The organism is Streptomyces dysideae (assembly GCF_001514305.1).
GTDB lineage: Bacteria > Actinomycetota > Actinomycetes > Streptomycetales > Streptomycetaceae > Streptomyces > Streptomyces dysideae.
Map to the genome: position 1 here is coordinate 42,104 of NZ_KQ949093.1, position 16,484 is coordinate 58,587.

Consider the following 16,484-nt stretch of genomic DNA (forward strand, 5'->3'; position numbering starts at 1 on the left):
GCTACACCGCCCCCAGCTTCCGGAAGTCCCAGGACACGATCTTCTCCGGCGTCAGCCGCATCCACGCGTGCCGCCCGTCGTGCGGCATCTCCTCCAGGCCGAAGTTCTTGCGCGCGAACAGGGTCTCCGGCACGTCGAGTTCGGCGCGCAGCTCGCCGGTGCGCGGGCTCTCGCCCACGAACTCCACGGTGCCGGACAGCTCGACGCCGCGCAGCTGCTCGTACTCCTCGCCCGAGTCGATCACGACCGCCACCCGCGGGTCGCGGCGCAGATCGCTCCAGCGCTTGCTGCGGACGACCGAGTACAGCCACAGCGAGTTGCCGTCCCAGGCGAACCACAGCGCGCTGACGTGCGGAGAGCCGTCCGCGGAGACCGTGGCGACCCGGCAGGTGCGCTGGCTGGTGAGGAACTCGTCCAGCTCGCCCGGCGTCATCATGATCTTCCGGCCCCGGCGCTGAGTGACGGTCATGCGTCCCCCTCTTCTCTCACGTCGTGCCAGAGGAGAGATCCTCTGACATCACGTCAGAAAAGGATGGGCCGTCTTCCGTCCCCGCGCAATGGTGGCTACTCTCGCCCGACCGCACCGCCCGTGACAGGGGGGAACCATGCCGTCGTACGCACAACTCAGCGAACTCCTCGATCCCGCGACCACGGTCCTGCTCACCGTCGAGTGCCAGCAGGGCGTCGTCGGACCGGACGGTGCGCTGCCCGAACTCGCCCGGGAGGCACGGTCGTCGGGGGCCCTCGCCAACGTCGCCCGGCTGGTGGCCGCCGCGCACGAGAGCGGCATCCAGGTCATCCACGCCATCGCCGAACGCCGCCCCGACGGCCGCGGCGCCAACCGCAATGCCCGCCTCTTCCGCGCCGCCGAACGACTCCCCGTCCAGCAGCTGTCCGGGACCGCGGCGGTCCGCGTCGCGGCCCCGATCGAGGTCACCGAGGGGGACTTCGTCGTACGCCGGCTGCACGGGCTGTCGCCGATCCAGGGCACCGACGTCGACGCCCTGCTGCGCAACCTGGGCTGCCGCACGCTGGTGGTCACCGGCGTCTCGGCCAACGTGGCGATCCCCAACGCCGTCTTCGACGCCGTGAACCGGGGATACGTCGCCGTCGTGCCGGCGGACGCCATCGCGGGGGTGCCTTCCGACTACACCCCCGCGATGATCAGCCACACCCTCGCATTGGTCGCTACGGTCGCGACCACGGACGAGGTGCTCGGCTGCTTCAAGCGTCCGCGCAGAGTTACGCGAGCGTGATCGAGTCGCCCGCCACGGTGATCTGCTTGGCCTCGAGCGGCTGCGTGGCGGGTCCCTTCTTCACGCTGCCGTCGAGGACGGAGAACTGGCTGTTGTGGCAGGCACAGGTGATGACGTCCTCCTTGAGGTCCGTCATCGGGCACTTCTGGTGGGTGCAGATCGTCGAGAAGGCCTTGTAGTCGCCCGCCGTCGGCTGGGAGACCACCACCTTCTCGGCACTGAAGACCTTGCCGCCACCCTCCGGTATGTCGGCCGTCTTCGCGAGCGCCGTCCCGCCCGCGCCCGCGCTCGCTTCGGTGGACGCGCCGCCGCCGGCGGCGCCCTGTTCGGTGGACGAGCCGGACGCCTCGTCGTCCGACCCGCACGCGGTCAGCGCCACGGCGAGCCCCGCCGTGCCGACCGCCGCCACAACGGTTCGGCGACTCGGTCCCGACACCGGCTGAACTGATTCGCTGGTCATGCTGACGTCCCTTCCAGGGGTTGTGATCTGCCGACAGGTACGGTCCGGCCGGACCGGCTGTTCAGACGTTGTCGAAATCCTGACCTGGTCTCGCCGACCCGCGGGTAAAGCGGAGCTGTCGGTTCCCTGTCGAGGGCTGTCGGTTCGCTGTCGAGGGCTGTCGGTTCGCTGTCGGCGCCGCCGCACCGGCGCACGGGCCCGTCCCCGGCCCACGCCCGGACGTCAGTAACCTGGGGCGATGCTCAAGGAAGTCATCGCGACCCGCTTCATCACGCCCCTGCGTGAGGGCGGCTCGCTGCCGGGACTCGTCGAGGCCGACGACTTCGGGACGTACGTCATCAAGTTCACCGGCGCGGGGCAGGGCCGCAAGACGCTGGTCGCCGAGGTCGTCTGCGGGGAACTCGCCCGCAGGCTGGGCCTCCGGATGCCCCGGCTGGTCACGGTCGAGCTCGACCCGTTGCTGGGCCTCGGCGAACCCGACCAGCAGGTACAGGAGTTGCTCAGGTCCAGCAGCGGCACCAACCTCGGCATGGACTTCCTCTCCGGCGCCCTCGGCTTCGACCCGCTCGCCTTCGAGGTGAGCGCCGAGGAGGCCGGCCGGATCGTCTGGTTCGACGGGCTCGTCAACAACGTCGACCGGTCCTGGCGCAACCCCAACCTGCTGATGTGGCAGGGCGACCTGTGGCTCATCGACCACGGCGCCACCATGATCTGGCACCACAACTGGCCCGGCGCGCCGGCCTCCGCGGCCCGCCCGTACGACATCGCCGACCACGTCCTGCGGCCCTTCGGGCCCGATGTCGCCGCGGCCGCCGCCGAGTTGGCGCCCCTGGTCACCGAGGAACTGCTGGCCGAGGTCACCGCGGAGATCCCGGACACCTGGCTCGCGGACGAGGCCGGATTCGACACGCCGGACGAGCTGAGGCGGGCGTACGCACGGCCCCTGATCGCACGGGCGGCCGTCATCCATGAGCGCATCACCGGCGTCGAGGGGGCGAAGTGAGCGAGCGCCACATCATCAGGGCCGGCCAGGGCGGCGGCCGGGACATCTACGAGTACGCCCTGCTGCGGGTCGTCCCCCGGATCGAGCGCGGCGAATGCATCAACGCCGGGGTGCTCGTGTACTGCCGGGCCAAGGCCTACGTCGGTGCCCGCACCCACCTCGACGAGGCCCGCCTGCTGGCCCTCGACCCCGACGCGGACGTGACCGGCGTACGGGCCGCACTGCGCGCCGTCGAGGGCGTCTGCACCGGCGGGGACGCGGCCGGTCAGGCGGCCGGCGACGACGCCGGACGGCGCTTCCGCTGGCTGATCGCGCCCCGGTCGACGGTCGTCCAGCCCGGACCCGTGCACACCGGGCTCACCACCGATCCGGCGGCGGAGACGGAACGGTTGCTCGGCCTGCTGGTGCGGTAATGGATCACACCCGCCTCGTATGGCGTTGACACCGCGTGCCAGGGCTTCTAGCGTCACGTCTGCCGAAGGTACTAAGCGGTCGCTCACCAGACGGGCCGTATTTTCTCGAGGGCGAGGAGAACCAGCAATGTCCACCACTGAGCAGCGGGTCGCCGTGGTCACCGGCGGGGCGCGTGGCATCGGCGCCGCCACCGCCGTACGACTGGCCGCCGAGGGCCGCGCGGTCGCCGTGATCGACCTGGACGAGGCCGCCTGCAAGGACACCGTGGAGAAGATCACCGCGGCCGGCGGCAAGGCGCTCGCGGTCGGCTGCGACGTCTCCGACGAGGCGCAGGTCGAAGCGGCCGTCGCGCGCATCGCGGCGGAGCTCGGCGCGCCGACGATCCTCGTCAACAACGCGGGCGTACTGCGCGACAACCTGCTGTTCAAGATGAGCGTCTCCGACTGGGACACGGTCATGAACGTCCATCTGCGCGGCGCCTTCCTGATGTCGAAGGCCTGCCAGAAGCACATGGTCGACGCGGGCTTCGGCCGGATCGTGAACCTCTCCTCGTCCTCGGCGCTCGGCAACCGCGGCCAGGTCAACTACTCGGCCGCCAAGGCCGGTCTGCAGGGCTTCACCAAGACCCTCGCCAAGGAGCTCGGCAAGTTCGGCGTCACCGCCAACTCCGTCGCGCCCGGCTTCATCGCCACCGAGATGACCAAGGCCACCGCGGACCGTGTCGGCATGGGCTTCGAGGACTTCAAGGCCGCGGCCGCCACCCAGATCCCCGTGCAGCGCGTCGGGGAGCCGGACGACATCGCCAACGCCATCGCCTTCTTCACCGGCGAGGCGGCCGGATTCGTCTCCGGCCAGGTGCTGTACGTCGCCGGCGGACCGCTCGACTAGGGGATCAGGAACATGACTTCGGTGGAACTTTCCGGCAAGGTCGCGCTCGTCACGGGCGCCAGCCGCGGTATCGGCTACGGCGTCGCCGAGGCGCTGGTCGCCCGCGGTGACCGCGTGTGCATCACCGGCCGCAACGAGGACGCCCTCAAGGAGGCCGTCGAGAAGCTCGGCGCGGACCGGGTCATCGGCGTGGCCGGCAAGGCGCACGACGAGGACCACCAGGCCGTCGCCGTCGAGCGCACCATGGAGGCCTTCGGGCGCGTCGACTTCCTGGTCAACAACGCCGGTACGAACCCGGTGTTCGGGCCGATCGCCGACCTCGACCTGAACGTCGCCCGCAAGGTGTTCGAGACCAACGTGATCTCGGCGCTCGGCTTCGCGCAGAAGACCTGGCACGCCTGGCAGAAGGACAACGGCGGCGCCATCGTCAACATCGCCTCCGTCGCGGGCATCGCGCCCTCGCCGTTCATCGCCGCGTACGGCGTGAGCAAGGCCGCCCTGATCAACCTGACCGCCCAGCTCGCGCACGAGTTCGCGCCCAAGGTGCGGGTCAACGCGATCGCCCCGGCCGTCGTGAAGACCAAGTTCGCGCAGGCCCTGTACGAGGGCCGGGAGGAGGAGGCGGCCGCGGCCTACCCGCTGGGCCGGCTCGGCGTGCCCTCCGACATCGGCGGCGCCGCCGCGTTCCTCACCTCGGAGCAGTCCGACTGGATCACCGGCCAGACTCTCGTGGTGGACGGCGGCATCTTCCTCAACGCGGGCGTCGGCTGACGGCGGCGGTGGGCGCCCGTGCGGCCCGGCCGCGACCGCCTGGGCGCCCGCCCGTGAGGCCGTACGGAGGAAAAACACCGTTTCGACACCGCAGGGACATACTCGCTGATCAAGCGCCTGCCAGGGCGGCAGCACAAGCGTTACGACACTGCGGTATCGTCTGGCCAGCCTTGTGGTATGGCCGATCGAGGATGGTGCGCGTGTTCAAGCGGGATAGATACCTGCGTCAACTGGGGGCGATGACGTCCATAACCCTGGTCGCCGGATGCGGTGTTTTCTCCTCGGACTCCTCTGGTGACGGGAATCCGATCGTCGTGGGGACGACCGCCACTCCCAGCACGCTGGATCCGGCGGCCGCCTGGGACAGCTCCTGGGAGTTGTTCCGCAACGTCCACCAGACCCTGCTGAACTTCTCCGCCGGCGCGTCCGAGCTGGAGCCCGACGCCGCCGAGAGCTGCAAGTTCACGGACAGCTCGAGCATGGTGTACAGCTGCAAGCTGCGTGAGGGTCTGCAGTTCTCCGATGGGCACGAGCTGGACGCCCAGGCCGTCAAGCACTCCATCGACCGGGTCATGGCCATCAACGTCAACGGCGGCCCCGCCGGTCTGCTGGGGAGCCTCGACCGGGTGCGGGTGAAGAACGACCGTGAGGTCGTCTTCCAGCTCAACCAGCCCGACGCCACCTTCCCCTTCGTGCTGTCCACGCCCGCCATGTCGATCGTGGACCCCGAGGAGTACCCCGCGGACTCGCTCCGCAAGGACGGCAAGATCGGCGGTTCGGGGCCGTACACCCTGGAGTCCTACGAGCAGGGCAAGGAGGCCAAGCTCGTCCGCAACGACAAGTACAAGGGAATCGCGGACCGCAAGAACGACTCCGTCACGATCCGCTACTTCGGGGAATCGTCCGAGTTGGTCGGCGCCCTCAAGGCCAAGCAGATCGATGTCATCTACCGCGGTCTCAGCGCCTCGGACATCGTGGACATCCAGGCCAAGGGTGAGGAGGAGGGGTTCCAGCTCGTGGAGAACCCCACCACCGAGATCAGCTACCTGGTCTTCAACCCCAAGGACCCGTGGGCCAACAAGCTCGCGGTCCGCAAGGCCGTCGCCCAGATCATTGACCGGCCGGCGCTCGCCCACAACATCTACAAGGACACCGTCGAGCCGCTGTACTCCATGATCCCCAGGGGCCTGGTGGGGCACACCACGGGCTTCTTCGACGACTACGGCGGCCCCAGCGCGGACAAGGCCAAGCAGCTCCTCGAGGACGCGGGCATCACCGAACGCGTCCCGCTCACCCTCTGGTACACCAGCGACCGCTACGGCTCCACGACCAAGCCGGCCTTCGAGGAGCTGAAGCGGCAGCTCGAGGCCTCCGACCTGTTCACCGTCACGCTCAAGAGCCGCCCCTGGAAGACCTACGCGGAGGGCTACCAGAACGGCGAGTACCAGGTGTTCGGGCGTGGCTGGTTCCCCGACTTCCCCGACGCCGACAACTTCGTCGCACCCTTCGTGGGCAAGCAGAACGCGCTCGGCACCCCGTACGAGGCACCCGAGATCACGGGCGAGCTGCTGCCCGAGTCGCGCCGGAAGAGCGACCGCGGGGACGTGGCCGAGGAGTTCGAGCAGGCCCAGCAGATCCTGGTGGACGACGCCCGGCTGCTGCCGCTGTGGCAGGGCAAGATCTACCTGGCCGCGAACGAGGAGATCGCCGGTGCCGAGCAGTCCATCGACCCGGCGACGATGATGGGGATGTGGGCACTGTCCTGGAAGACCAGCTGGTAGCCCCGCTTCCGGGCACGGTTGTCAGTGGGCGCCTGTAGGTTCTGTGCTCTGAAGTCGGCCGTGCCCCCGCGCGCGGCCGCGCACGGACGCATGCTTTCTGCGGCCGTGAAGTGAGCGCACACCGGAGGAAGTTGACGTGACCGACATCGCCATGCTGCCCGAGTCCTGGCGCGGCGTCCTGGGCGAGGAGCTCCAGAAGCCCTACTTCAAGGAGCTCACCGAGTTCGTCGAGGAGGAGCGGGCGAAGGGTCCCGTCTACCCTCCGCGCGAGGAGGTCTTCGCCGCGCTGGGTGCGACGCCGTACGACCAGGTGAAGGTGCTGATCCTCGGCCAGGACCCGTACCACGGCGAGGGCCAGGGCCATGGTCTGTGCTTCTCGGTCCGCCCCGGGGTGAAGACCCCGCCCTCCCTCCGGAACATCTACAAGGAGATGAAGGAGGAGCTGGGCACGACGATCCCGGACAACGGCTATCTGATGCCGTGGGCCCAGCAGGGCGTCCTGCTGCTCAACGCGGTGCTCACGGTGCGGGCCGGGGAGGCGAACTCCCACAAGGGCAAGGGCTGGGAGAAGTTCACCGACGCGGTGATCCGTGCGGTCGCCGGCCGCCCCGACCCCGCGGTCTTCGTCCTCTGGGGCAACTACGCGCAGAAGAAGCTCCCGCTGATCGACGAGACGCGGCACGTGGTGGTGAAGGGGGCGCACCCCTCGCCGCTGTCCGCGAAGAAGTTCTTCGGCTCCCGCCCGTTCACGCAGATCAACAAGGCGGTGGCGCAGCAGGGCCACACCCCGATCGACTGGCAGATCCCCGACCTCGGCTGACCCGTGCGCCGGGCCGGTCCCTGGCGGGCCGGCCCGGTGCCGCCTGACGGGGAATGTGGTGGTGCCCGGTTAGCGTCGGTGGCGACAGCCGACGAGTGGCCGGAGGGCGCGGTGGCGGAGCGACGGGAGCAGGCGGTGCCGGATGCCGTGCTGACGCGCATCGGGCAGGTCGTCATGCTGCATCATGCGGGGGACCGGGAGGAGGCCCGGCGGCGGCTGCTGGATCTGTGGGTGGAGCTGGGCGAGGACGGCGATCCGCTGCACCGGTGCACGCTGGCCCACTACCTGGCCGACACGCAGGACGACCCTTGTGACGAACTGGCCTGGGATCTGCGGGCGTTGACCGCGGCGGAGGAACTCACGGGCCAGGGGTGCGGTGAGTCCTCCGCGGGTGCGGTGGCCGTACGGGCGTTGTATCCGTCGCTGCATCTGAATCTGGCGGCCGACTATGTGAAGCTCGGGCGCGCGGAGGCCGCGCGGGTGCATGTGCGGCGGGCTCGGGGGGCGGCGGCTGTGCTCGGGGACGACAGGTACGGGGACGGAGTGCGGGCGGCGATCAGCCGGCTCGAGCTGCGGTTGGGGGAGGGCGGGGCCTCGGGCGGGGGCGTGTGGGGGCCGCCCCGGCAGCGTCCGTAGCGGAGGTGCTGTGCGCTGGGGCGGGGGCATGCCGCCTGCCCGCGCCGGCGGGGTGCCGCTCTCTTCGGGACGGGCGGCGCCCCAAGTGGCCAGTGGCACGATGGCCCGCGTCAGCGGCCGTACGTCTGCCGGCAGATCGTCGCCTCGGCGCTGTCCGCCTGCCAGCCTCCGTGCTTCTTGCCCATCGCGCACACGTCCCCGTTCTTCTGGACGTTCTTCTCGACGTCCTTGCGGACCGACTCCGAGACGTCGGGGACCTTGACCTGCGGCTGCTGCGGGACCTTGGCCTTGGGGCCGTCGGGTTTCGGGTGGGCGGGGCGTGGGTGGGCGTGGGAGTGGCCGGGCGGGTTCCGTTCCGGTGACCTGTCCCCGGCGGAGCGGCCACGCGCGTCGGGGGGTGTCGGGTCCGGGTGGCGGGAGGGCCCGATCAGCTCCAGGGCCTCTCTCGCCGGCGCCTGCACGATCTGTGGTTCCGACTGGCCGCCGGACCTTGGTGCCGACGGCTGGCCCGGTGCCGGCGGCTGGCCCGGTGCAGTCGGCGGGCCGGGCACGGGTGGGCGCTGGACCGTCACACACCCGGAGAGGGCCGAGACAGTCACGGTGACCAGGAGCGCTGCGGTGGTCGTCGTTCGATGCACCCGTGCAACTCTGGTGGGTCCGGCCGCGTTTGGGACAGCGGACAAACGGAGGTTGCCCCACACGGGTGATCTACGTCCCCGTACGGAGGGCACGCGACGACCGCGGCTGACGTCTGGGACAGGCTAGGCCTGTCCTAGTCGCCGGTGGCGCCGTCGACCCGTTCACGGACCAGGTCGGCGTGGCCGTTGTGGCGGGCGTACTCCTCGATCATGTGGGTGTAGATCCAGCGCAGGTTGAAGCGGTTGCCGGTGTGCCGGCTCTTGCCCCGGGACATGTCGTCCAGGGCGAAGTCGGCTGCGTTGCGCCGGGCGGTCTCGATCTCCGCCTGCCAGGTGGCGTGCGCCTCCTGCCAGGTGTCCGTCTCGGTGAGGTGGAACTCGCCGTCCGGGTCCTCCTCGCTGTAGTAGATCGGCCCCGCATCCTCGTCCACCAGCACCTTGCGGAACCAGCCGCGCTCCACCTCCGCCATGTGCCGCACCAGCCCCATCAGGCTCAGCTCGGACGGTTCCACGGAGGCGGTTCTGAGCTGGGCGTCGGTCAGGCCCTCGCACTTCCACGCGAGGGTCTGGCGGTGGTATTCCAGCCAGCCCTCCAGCATGGTGCGCTCGTCGGCGTTGGTGGCGGGCTCGCTGCGTTGGGTGGTCATGCCCGCATCTTTTCCCAACTCGCCCGATCTCACCAGGAGTTTTCACGGTGCGTGGGGCCCGTCGCCGAGCATCCCGCCGAGCAGCTCCCGCAGCCCCGCCCGCACCTGTGCCAGGCTCGGCACCTCGGCGCTGAAGGATCCCGCCGCACAGCTGAACATCAGCCCGTCCGACCAGGCGATCAGCGACAGCGCGTGCCGGGCCGGATCCGTCGACCCCAGCGCCGTGACGAGGGCGGTCAGTTGGTCGCGGTAGCGGGCGCCGATCGCGTCGTAGAAGGCGCGCAGTTCGGGGCGGCGGGTCGCCTCCAGAGCCAGTTCGTAGCGGGCGATCAACAGCTCGGGGTTGCGGGTCAGGGTGCGGTGCACCGCCAGCGCGAGGCCGTCCACCAGTGAGCCGAGGCCACCGAGCGGGTCCGGCATCTCATGCAGCGCGAGGAGCCGCGCCTCCCGGTCGGCATGCCGCCGCACCGCGAGTTCCAGGAGTGCCTGACGGGTCCGGGCGAGGTTGGAAGTCGAGCCCTGGGGGAGCCCGGCCGCCTCGTCGACCGCCCGGTGCGTCAGGCCGCGCATCCCGCGCTCGGCGAGCAGGGCGATCGCGGTGTCGGCGACGAGATCCGCGACCTCGCCGCCTGGGTCGGCGACGGCGGGCTGCGCACCCCCGGCGGGCGCTGGCTCTCCCGTTCTGACGCCGCCGCGGCGGCCGAGCGCTTCGGCGGCCCGCTCGTCCTGCTCCCCCGCGCCACCCTGATCGGCCTGCTGGCCGCCCAGCTCCCGCCGGACGCCGTCCGCACGGCCGCCGCGGCGACCCTCGCCGACCCCGGCGACAGCGACCGGCCGGCCCGCGTGACCACCCCCGACGGTGAGTGGGAGGCCGACCTGGTCGTGGCGGCCGACGGAATCCACTCCGCCGTACGCCGGAAGCTGTTCCCCGACCACCCCGGCCCCGTCTACTCCGGCTTCACCACCTGGCGCGTCCTGGTCTTGCTGCCCGGAGTGGAGTTCGCCTCGCACGAGACCTGGGGCAGGGGCCGCATCTGGGGCACGCACCCGCTCAAGGACGGCCGTGTGTACGCGTACGGCGCCGCCATGGCCCCCGCCGGGGAGCGCGCGCCCGACGAGAAGGCGGAGCTGCTGCGCCGCTACGGCGACTGGCACGACCCGATCCCCGCCGTCCTCGCCGCCGCCCGCCCCGAGGACGTCCTGCGCCACGACGTCCACCATCTCGCCGAGCCGCTGCCCGCCCTGCACCGTGGCCGGGTCGCTCTGCTCGGCGACGCCGCGCACGCCATGCCGCCGACCCTCGGACAGGGCGGCAACCAGGCCATCGAGGACGCGATCGTGCTGGCCCTCCCCCACTCTCGACTTCGCTCGACCGGGGGGACCCCCATCTGCGAGGACCTCGCCGCGTACACCGCCGCCCGCCTCCCGCGTACGACGGCCGTCACCCGCCAGGCCGTCAGGATCGCGCGCCTCAACATGACGAGGAACCGCGCCGCCATGGCCGTACGCAACACCGCGATCGCCGCACTGTCGAAGGCCGGACCCGCGCTCTTCCTCCGCGGTTTCGACGGCATCGCCGACTGGCGGCCCCCGCAGCAGCCGTATGCTTCCGTCGTGTCGGACACGGGCAAGCGGGAGGAGAGCCAGTGAAGGTCGGCTGTATCGGACTCGGGGACATCGCGCAGAAGGCCTACCTGCCGGTGCTCGGCAGCCGGCCCGGCGTCGAACTGCATCTGCAGACCCGTACGCCCGCGACGCTCGACCGGGTCGCCGACGGCCTGCACCTCCCGGCGGAGCAGCGGCACCCGACCCTGGACTCCCTCCTCGCCCAGGACCTCGACGCCGCGTTCGTGCACGCGCCCACCGCCGCGCACCCGGAGATCGTGACGCGGCTGCTGGAGGCGGGCGTGGCGGCCTACGTCGACAAGCCGCTCGCGTACGAACTCGCCGACTCCGAGCGGCTGGTGGCGCTCGCCGAGCGGCGGAACGTCAGCCTCGCCGTCGGCTTCAACCGGCGCTACGCCCCCGGGTACGCGCAGTGCGCCGATCACCCGCGCGAGCTGATCCTCATGCAGAAGAACCGGATCGGCCTGCCGGAAGAGCCGCGCACGATGATCCTCGACGACTTCATCCACGTCGTGGACACGCTGCGTTTCCTGGCGCCGGGACCGGTCGACGACGTGACCGTGCGAGCCCGCGTCGAGGGCGGCCTGCTGCACCACGTCGTGCTCCAGCTCGGTGGCGCCGGCTTCACCGCGCTCGGGGTGATGAACCGGCTCAGCGGGTCGGCGGAGGAGGTCCTGGAGGTCTCCGGGCAGGACACCAAGCGTCAGGTGCTCAACCTCGCCGAGGTGATCGACCACAAGGGCCAGCCGACCGTGCGGCGCCGCGGGGACTGGGTGCCGGTGGCCCGGCAGCGTGGCATCGAGCAGGCGGTGCTGGCCTTCCTGGACGCGGTGCGCGCGGGCAAGGTGGTCAGCGCCCGGGATGCGCTGGCGACCCATGAGCTCTGCGAGCGGGTGGTACGCGCGGTTCAGGAGCGGACCGCCTGAGCCGCAGCGTCCGCAGGCCCTCGGTGGCGCACCAGGCGGCGACGATCAGCAGCGCCGCGTGCGCCGGCCAGTCGCCGAACCGGACGTACGGTGTGGTGCCACGCGTGAGCGGGACCTCGTGGACCGAGGTGGTGCTCTCGCTCGTGCCGAGCCAGGAGCCCAGGCGGTGTCCGCTCGCGTCGAAGACGGCGGAGACGCCGGTCAGCGTGGCGTGCACCATCGGGCGGCCGGTCTCGGCGGCGCGCAGCGCGGCCAGCGAGGCGTGCTGCTCGGGGGCCCAGCTCTGCTGGAACGTCGATGTCGCCGACTGGGCGACCAGCACCTCGGCGCCGTCGTCGACGAGATGGCGGCTCATGTCGGGGAACGCCGACTCGAAGCACACCATCGGGCCGATCCGCAGCCCGTGCCCGGCGTCCATCACCACCTTCTCGGAGCCGCGCCGCCGGTCCTCGCCGGCCGCCTCGCCGACGGAGGTCGCCCAGCCGAGCAGGGAGCGGGCCGGGACGTACTCGCCGAAGGGGACGAGCCGCATCTTGTCGTAGCGGGCGCCGGTCAGGCCGTCCGGGCCGACCAGGATGGAGCTCTTGTAGATGCCGGGCTTGTCGGAGCGCCGGGCGTCCACATTGACCAGTATCTGGGCCTCCGTGTCCCGGGACAGTGCGGCGATCCGCTGCGCGAGGTCGGGCCGCTCGCGGAGGTCGAAACCGACGCTGCTCTCGCCCCAGACGATCAGGTCGACGTCCTGGCCGATCAGCTCGCGAGTGAGCTGCTCCTCGCGTGCGAAGCGCTTGTCGCCGCCTGGCACGACGCCCGGCTGGACGACGGCGATCCTGACCCGGTCGCCGGTGTCGGGGCGCGGCGACCACACCCAGGCCGCGGAGGCCGCGACGGCGGTGGTGACGAGACCGGCAAACGCGGGCAGGCGCGACTCGCGGACCAGGAGCAGGACGGCGAAGGCGATGTTGACCGCCACCACCAGGAAGCTGACCAGCCACACCCCGCCGACCGAGGCGAGCCGCAGCGCGGGCTCCACCGGCCACTGACTGGACCCGAGCATCCCCCACGGCCCGCCGAGCCCCTCCCAGGACCGCACCAGCTCGACCAGCAGCCAGCCCGACGGCAGGACGACGAGGGCGCCCGCGGCCCGCCCCGGGGACGGCTTCCCGGCCAGGAACCGGCGTACCAGCCAGCCCCAGGGCGCCCACAGGGCACCCAGCAGCGCGGCGAGGACGAACGTGAAGACATGCAGGTTCGGCAGGAGCCAGTGGTGCATCGCCAGCATGAACCCGAACCCGCCCCACCAGCCGTCGTACACCGCCCGCTTCCCGTTCGGCGCGGAGCGCAGCAGCGCGATCCACGGCACCAGGGCGACATATGCGAACCACCACAGTGACGGGGCGGGGAAGGCGAGTACGGGCAGCGCACCGGCCAGCGTGGCGGCGGCACGGCGCCGCCACGGGGAGGCGAGCCAGTGGCTGATCGTCTTCATGCGGCGCCTCCCTGCCCGGTGGTGTTTCCAGTGTGCTCGCCGACACTGACAACGGGACAGAGCGCCTCGGCTCAGTCGATCATGCGTGTCGTGGCCGGGGCGGGTGCCCGGCGCCACTTCTCCTCGACGACCACCTCGCGCAGCCGCCAGCCGTCGTACGTCCGCAGCAGCCCGAAGGCGTACCGCCCGCCGCACACGAAGTCGGGAGCGCCACCCGAGCCACTGCCATCGCCGCCACTGCCACCGGCGAACCGCATGGGATTGACGTAGTCGGCCCTTACCCGGGCCGTGTCGCCCGTGTCCTGGTCCAGGATCCCGAAGCGCACCCGGCGGTTGACGATCAGATGCTGCCGCATCGGGAACTGCCGCATACTCTCCGCGAGCCACGCGACGACCGTCCCGGCGTCCCCCTCGATCCCGCCGGCCGAGCGGTAGTCCGCCCGTCCGTCGGGGGTGAACAGTCCTCGGTACGCCTCCCAGTCCCCGTCGTCCACCGCCACCGCGTAGTCGGTGATCAACTCGTCGACGGCCAGCCGGTCCATTACGGTGGCGAGCTCCACACGCTGCGTCATGGGTTCAGTGTTGGGCATGGGGTGGGCCGCGCCAAGCGGTGCGCGGGGATATTCGGTGGCCGGGGGCGGGACCGAGGACGGAACCTGTTCCGGTGAACGATCAAAACGAGCGGCGAGAACCCGAGTTCCGTGTCCGTGCCCGCCACACGGAGTCCACGGTCACGGTCTACCAGGCGTACCACCCCGGGATCGGCGGGCCCGCGGCCCGGAACGGCCGCTTCCCCTCCTCTTGGAAGCGTGACCGCATGACATGGATCAAGCCGTCGTTCCTGTGGATGATGTACCGCTGCGGCTGGGCCGAGAAGGAGGGCCAGGAGACCGTGCTGGCCGTCGAGATCAGCCGGGAGGGCTTCGTCTGGGCGCTGCGGAACGCGTGTCTGTCGCACTATGCGCGCGGTCTGCATGAGAACCAGGCCGCCTGGAAGCGGGAGCTGAGGCGTTCGCCCACACGCGTGCAGTGGGACCCGGAGCGCGATCTGCGCCTCAACCCGCTGCCGTACCGGTCGTTGCAGCTGGGGCTCGCGGGGGAGGCGGCGGAGCGGTACGCGGACGAGTGGATCGTCGGCATCGAGGACGTGACGCCGCTGGCGAGGGAGATCCACGCGCGCGTGAGGGCGGGTGAACCGGAGCGGGCGGCCGGGATGTTGCCGGAGGAGCGGCCGTATCCGCTGGACGAGGACGGGCTGGCGCAGTTGCGGGCCTAGAGTGATCGGTGATCTTCTTGGTGGGAGGCACTCATGACACGTCCCGTCACGGTCGTCACCGGCGGCAGCCGGGGTATCGGCGCCGCGACCTGTCTGCGGCTCGCGGCGGACGGGCACGACGTCGTCGTGGGCTACGTCCGGGACGCCGAGGCGGCGGAGGCGGTGGCGGACGGCGTGCGGAAGGCCGGGGCGCGCTGTGTGACCGTACGGGTGGACACCTCGGTCGAGGCGGACGTCGAGCGGCTCTTCGAGACGGCCGAGCGGCAACTGGGGCCGGTGACGGGCCTCGTGAACAACGCCGGCGTGACCGGGCCCCTGGGGCGGCTCGCCGACGCGGACACCGCGGATCTGCGCCGGGTCGTGGACGTCAATCTGCTCGGCACGCTGCTGTGTGCGCGGCGTGCGGCGCAGCTGATGACGGCCCGGGGGAGCGGCGTGATAGTGAACGTGTCGTCGGCCGCGGCCACCCTCGGCAGCCCCGGGGACTACGTCCACTACGCGGCGACCAAGGCGGCTGTCGACGCCCTGACGCTGGGCCTGGCCAAGGAGTTGGGCCCCGACGGCGTCCGGGTGAACGCGGTCGCGCCCGGCGTGATCGAGACCGAGATGCATGCCGCGATGGGCGACCCGGACCGGGCGAGGCGGATGGCAGGGACGACGCCGCTACGGCGGCCGGGGCAGGCCGAGGAGATCGCCGCGGCGGTGGCATGGCTGATGTCGCCGGACGCGTCCTACACGACGGGAGCGGTCCTCCGGGTGTCGGGCGGGCGCTGAGCCGGGTACCTCAGGCCGCCTCGATGACCTCGCCGCGGATCGCGGCCGCCCACTCGACCACCAACAGCTCGTACTCCGCGCGCTCTTGAGCCGACAGGGTGCCGCCCGCGCGCAGCCACAGCGCACGGATCTGCTCGTTCACCGCGGCAGCAGACCGCACGGAACCAGGGACCATGGAATCGGGGGACATGCGCACCAGCCTAGGGGCAAGAACTGACGGTGCGCTACCGGACGGCTACTCATCACGTATGCGATTGGTCACGGATTTTCGGGCGCGGCGCCCCTGCTGACGGCTGCTCAGTCGGTCCAGACGACCACGCACTGCCCGCGCCGCGCGGCTTCGCCGTAGAACTCCCGCATCGAGGCGAAGTGTTCCACGAGATGGCTCCGTACGTCCCCGTCGAACCCGCCGTCGAAGCCGCAGCCGGCGGCCGCGTCCAGGGTGTTGGTCGGCAGGTCTGCCAGTAGGCCGTCGAGATCGACGGCGTCGAGGGCGTGGGCGATCTCCGCGACGGCGGCAGGCGCGAGGAGTTGGGGCGGGGCATCGAAACCGTCGTACACCTCGTCGTGGTCGAGGAAGCCGACGTCCCCACCCGGGTCGCCGGAGATCGCCCGGTCGAGCAGCGCGATCACGTGCGCGTCGGCGCCCGTCGCGCGGCAGTACCGGACGAGGCCCCATACCGCCCATTTCGCGTCGAGGAGATCCTCGGCCGGTGGATGCCAGCCGGGGGCCGCACCGGGCGAGTCGAGAGCCGAGTCGCGGCAGTGGTCCAGGTACTCCGGGCTGACGCGGGCGAACTGCTGGGTGAGCGGCATGGGAGCACTTGGCGGTGCGTCAGCCCGCCGACTCCGCCGCATGCGGGCTGAGGGCGCCCGTCATCACCAGCACGATGATCACGATGCCCAGCGCGATGCGGTACCAGACGAACGGCATGAAGCTCTTGGTCGAGATGAACTTCATGAACGAAACTATGTCGACGTGTCCTGAGCGGCTTTGACCTGCTGGTTTCCACCACTTTTCAAGATCGAATGGTAGAGCAGTGGGAGATGGCACCTTCCAGTGCTCTCTTTCGCTGGCC

The 16,484-nt window shown here is 71.0% G+C and carries 21 protein-coding genes and 1 pseudogene; 12 read left to right on the forward strand and 10 right to left on the reverse strand.

Annotated features, from left to right (window positions below):
• Position 1: 1 nt before the first annotated feature.
• On the reverse strand, positions 2-469 hold the full coding sequence (locus AQJ91_RS26950; RefSeq protein WP_067026642.1) for a pyridoxamine 5'-phosphate oxidase family protein: 468 nt from the start codon (positions 467-469) through the stop codon (positions 2-4).
• A gap of 136 nt (positions 470-605) precedes the next feature.
• On the opposite strand from AQJ91_RS26950, the gene AQJ91_RS26955 reads away from it, so the two are divergent.
• Positions 606-1,256 (forward strand): cysteine hydrolase family protein, encoded by a 651-nt coding sequence (locus AQJ91_RS26955; RefSeq protein ID WP_067026644.1) that lies wholly within the window; start codon positions 606-608, stop codon positions 1,254-1,256.
• On the opposite strand, the gene AQJ91_RS26960 is transcribed toward AQJ91_RS26955, so the two are convergent.
• Positions 1,243-1,716 (reverse strand): Rieske (2Fe-2S) protein, encoded by a 474-nt coding sequence (locus AQJ91_RS26960; RefSeq protein WP_067026646.1) that lies wholly within the window; start codon positions 1,714-1,716, stop codon positions 1,243-1,245. The two genes, AQJ91_RS26955 and AQJ91_RS26960, sit on opposite strands and share 14 nt — an antisense overlap.
• A gap of 238 nt (positions 1,717-1,954) precedes the next feature.
• Here AQJ91_RS26960 and AQJ91_RS26965 point away from each other — a divergent pair, with 238 nt between their 5' ends.
• From AQJ91_RS26965 to AQJ91_RS26995, 7 genes are all read left to right on the forward strand, one after another.
• Positions 1,955-2,719, forward strand: coding sequence for a HipA family kinase (locus tag AQJ91_RS26965; protein WP_067026647.1), 765 nt, complete (start codon positions 1,955-1,957; stop codon positions 2,717-2,719).
• Positions 2,716-3,132 carry a DUF3037 domain-containing protein gene (locus AQJ91_RS26970; protein ID WP_067026650.1) on the forward strand — a complete coding sequence of 139 codons (417 nt, stop codon included), beginning with the start codon at positions 2,716-2,718 and terminating at the stop codon, positions 3,130-3,132. Before AQJ91_RS26965 ends, AQJ91_RS26970 begins: the two co-directional genes overlap by 4 nt.
• A 127-nt stretch (positions 3,133-3,259) precedes the next feature.
• Complete coding sequence (gene fabG, locus AQJ91_RS26975) at positions 3,260-4,021, forward strand: 3-oxoacyl-ACP reductase FabG (RefSeq protein ID WP_067026652.1); 762 nt, start codon at positions 3,260-3,262, stop codon at positions 4,019-4,021.
• A gap of 12 nt (positions 4,022-4,033) precedes the next feature.
• On the forward strand, positions 4,034-4,792 hold the full coding sequence (locus AQJ91_RS26980) for an SDR family oxidoreductase (protein ID WP_067026654.1): 759 nt from the start codon (positions 4,034-4,036) through the stop codon (positions 4,790-4,792).
• A gap of 200 nt (positions 4,793-4,992) precedes the next feature.
• Positions 4,993-6,573: an ABC transporter substrate-binding protein gene (locus tag AQJ91_RS26985; RefSeq protein WP_067026656.1), complete on the forward strand. Its 1,581-nt coding sequence runs from the start codon at positions 4,993-4,995 to the stop codon at positions 6,571-6,573.
• A gap of 136 nt (positions 6,574-6,709) precedes the next feature.
• Positions 6,710-7,393, forward strand: a complete 684-nt coding sequence (locus AQJ91_RS26990; RefSeq protein WP_067026658.1) for a uracil-DNA glycosylase — start codon at positions 6,710-6,712, stop codon at positions 7,391-7,393.
• A gap of 111 nt (positions 7,394-7,504) precedes the next feature.
• Positions 7,505-8,029 carry a hypothetical protein gene (locus tag AQJ91_RS26995; RefSeq protein ID WP_067026856.1) on the forward strand — a complete coding sequence of 175 codons (525 nt, stop codon included), beginning with the start codon at positions 7,505-7,507 and terminating at the stop codon, positions 8,027-8,029.
• 110 nt (positions 8,030-8,139) lie between these two features.
• Here the strand turns inward: AQJ91_RS26995 and AQJ91_RS27000 are convergent, their stop codons facing one another.
• From AQJ91_RS27000 to AQJ91_RS27010, 3 genes are all read right to left on the reverse strand, one after another.
• Positions 8,140-8,490 (reverse strand): hypothetical protein, encoded by a 351-nt coding sequence (locus AQJ91_RS27000; RefSeq protein ID WP_324618030.1) that lies wholly within the window; start codon positions 8,488-8,490, stop codon positions 8,140-8,142.
• A 311-nt stretch (positions 8,491-8,801) separates the two neighbouring features.
• Positions 8,802-9,314: a DinB family protein gene (locus tag AQJ91_RS27005; protein ID WP_067026661.1), complete on the reverse strand. Its 513-nt coding sequence runs from the start codon at positions 9,312-9,314 to the stop codon at positions 8,802-8,804.
• Between the two features lie 42 nt (positions 9,315-9,356).
• A complete protein-coding gene (locus AQJ91_RS27010) occupies positions 9,357-9,884 on the reverse strand; it encodes a TetR/AcrR family transcriptional regulator (protein WP_159054670.1) in 528 nt (175 codons plus the stop codon).
• Between AQJ91_RS27010 and AQJ91_RS27015 the strand changes: the two genes are divergently transcribed.
• On the forward strand, positions 9,867-10,964 hold the full coding sequence (locus AQJ91_RS27015; RefSeq protein ID WP_234382997.1) for an FAD-dependent monooxygenase: 1,098 nt from the start codon (positions 9,867-9,869) through the stop codon (positions 10,962-10,964). The genes AQJ91_RS27010 and AQJ91_RS27015 overlap by 18 nt on opposite strands.
• Positions 10,961-11,866 carry a Gfo/Idh/MocA family protein gene (locus AQJ91_RS27020; RefSeq protein ID WP_067026663.1) on the forward strand — a complete coding sequence of 302 codons (906 nt, stop codon included), beginning with the start codon at positions 10,961-10,963 and terminating at the stop codon, positions 11,864-11,866. The genes AQJ91_RS27015 and AQJ91_RS27020 overlap by 4 nt, the downstream gene beginning before the upstream one ends.
• Here the strand turns inward: AQJ91_RS27020 and lnt are convergent.
• Both lnt and AQJ91_RS27030 read right to left on the reverse strand, forming a co-directional pair.
• Entirely contained in the window at positions 11,790-13,355 is a 1,566-nt protein-coding gene (gene lnt, locus AQJ91_RS27025; protein WP_067026665.1) for an apolipoprotein N-acyltransferase, read from the reverse strand. The two genes, AQJ91_RS27020 and lnt, sit on opposite strands and share 77 nt — an antisense overlap.
• A gap of 71 nt (positions 13,356-13,426) precedes the next feature.
• On the reverse strand, positions 13,427-13,927 hold the full coding sequence (locus AQJ91_RS27030; RefSeq protein WP_067026667.1) for a nuclear transport factor 2 family protein: 501 nt from the start codon (positions 13,925-13,927) through the stop codon (positions 13,427-13,429).
• Positions 13,928-14,019: 92 nt separating this feature from the next.
• Here AQJ91_RS27030 and AQJ91_RS27035 point away from each other — a divergent pair, with 92 nt between their 5' ends.
• A complete protein-coding gene (locus AQJ91_RS27035; protein ID WP_067026669.1) occupies positions 14,020-14,631 on the forward strand; it encodes a DUF4291 domain-containing protein in 612 nt (203 codons plus the stop codon).
• Between the two features lie 33 nt (positions 14,632-14,664).
• Positions 14,665-15,405 (forward strand): SDR family NAD(P)-dependent oxidoreductase, encoded by a 741-nt coding sequence (locus AQJ91_RS27040; protein ID WP_067026670.1) that lies wholly within the window; start codon positions 14,665-14,667, stop codon positions 15,403-15,405.
• Positions 15,406-15,415: 10 nt separating this feature from the next.
• On the opposite strand, the gene AQJ91_RS27045 is transcribed toward AQJ91_RS27040, so the two are convergent.
• The 3 genes and pseudogenes from AQJ91_RS27045 to AQJ91_RS50040 all read right to left on the reverse strand — a co-directional run.
• Entirely contained in the window at positions 15,416-15,595 is a 180-nt protein-coding gene (locus AQJ91_RS27045) for a hypothetical protein (protein WP_067026672.1), read from the reverse strand.
• Positions 15,596-15,702: 107 nt separating this feature from the next.
• Positions 15,703-16,221, reverse strand: coding sequence for a DUF1877 family protein (locus AQJ91_RS27050; protein WP_067026674.1), 519 nt, complete (start codon positions 16,219-16,221; stop codon positions 15,703-15,705).
• Between the two features lie 19 nt (positions 16,222-16,240).
• A pseudogene (locus AQJ91_RS50040) lies at positions 16,241-16,378 on the reverse strand (undecaprenyl-diphosphatase); the annotation flags it as partial.
• Between the last annotated feature and the right edge of the window lie 106 nt (positions 16,379-16,484).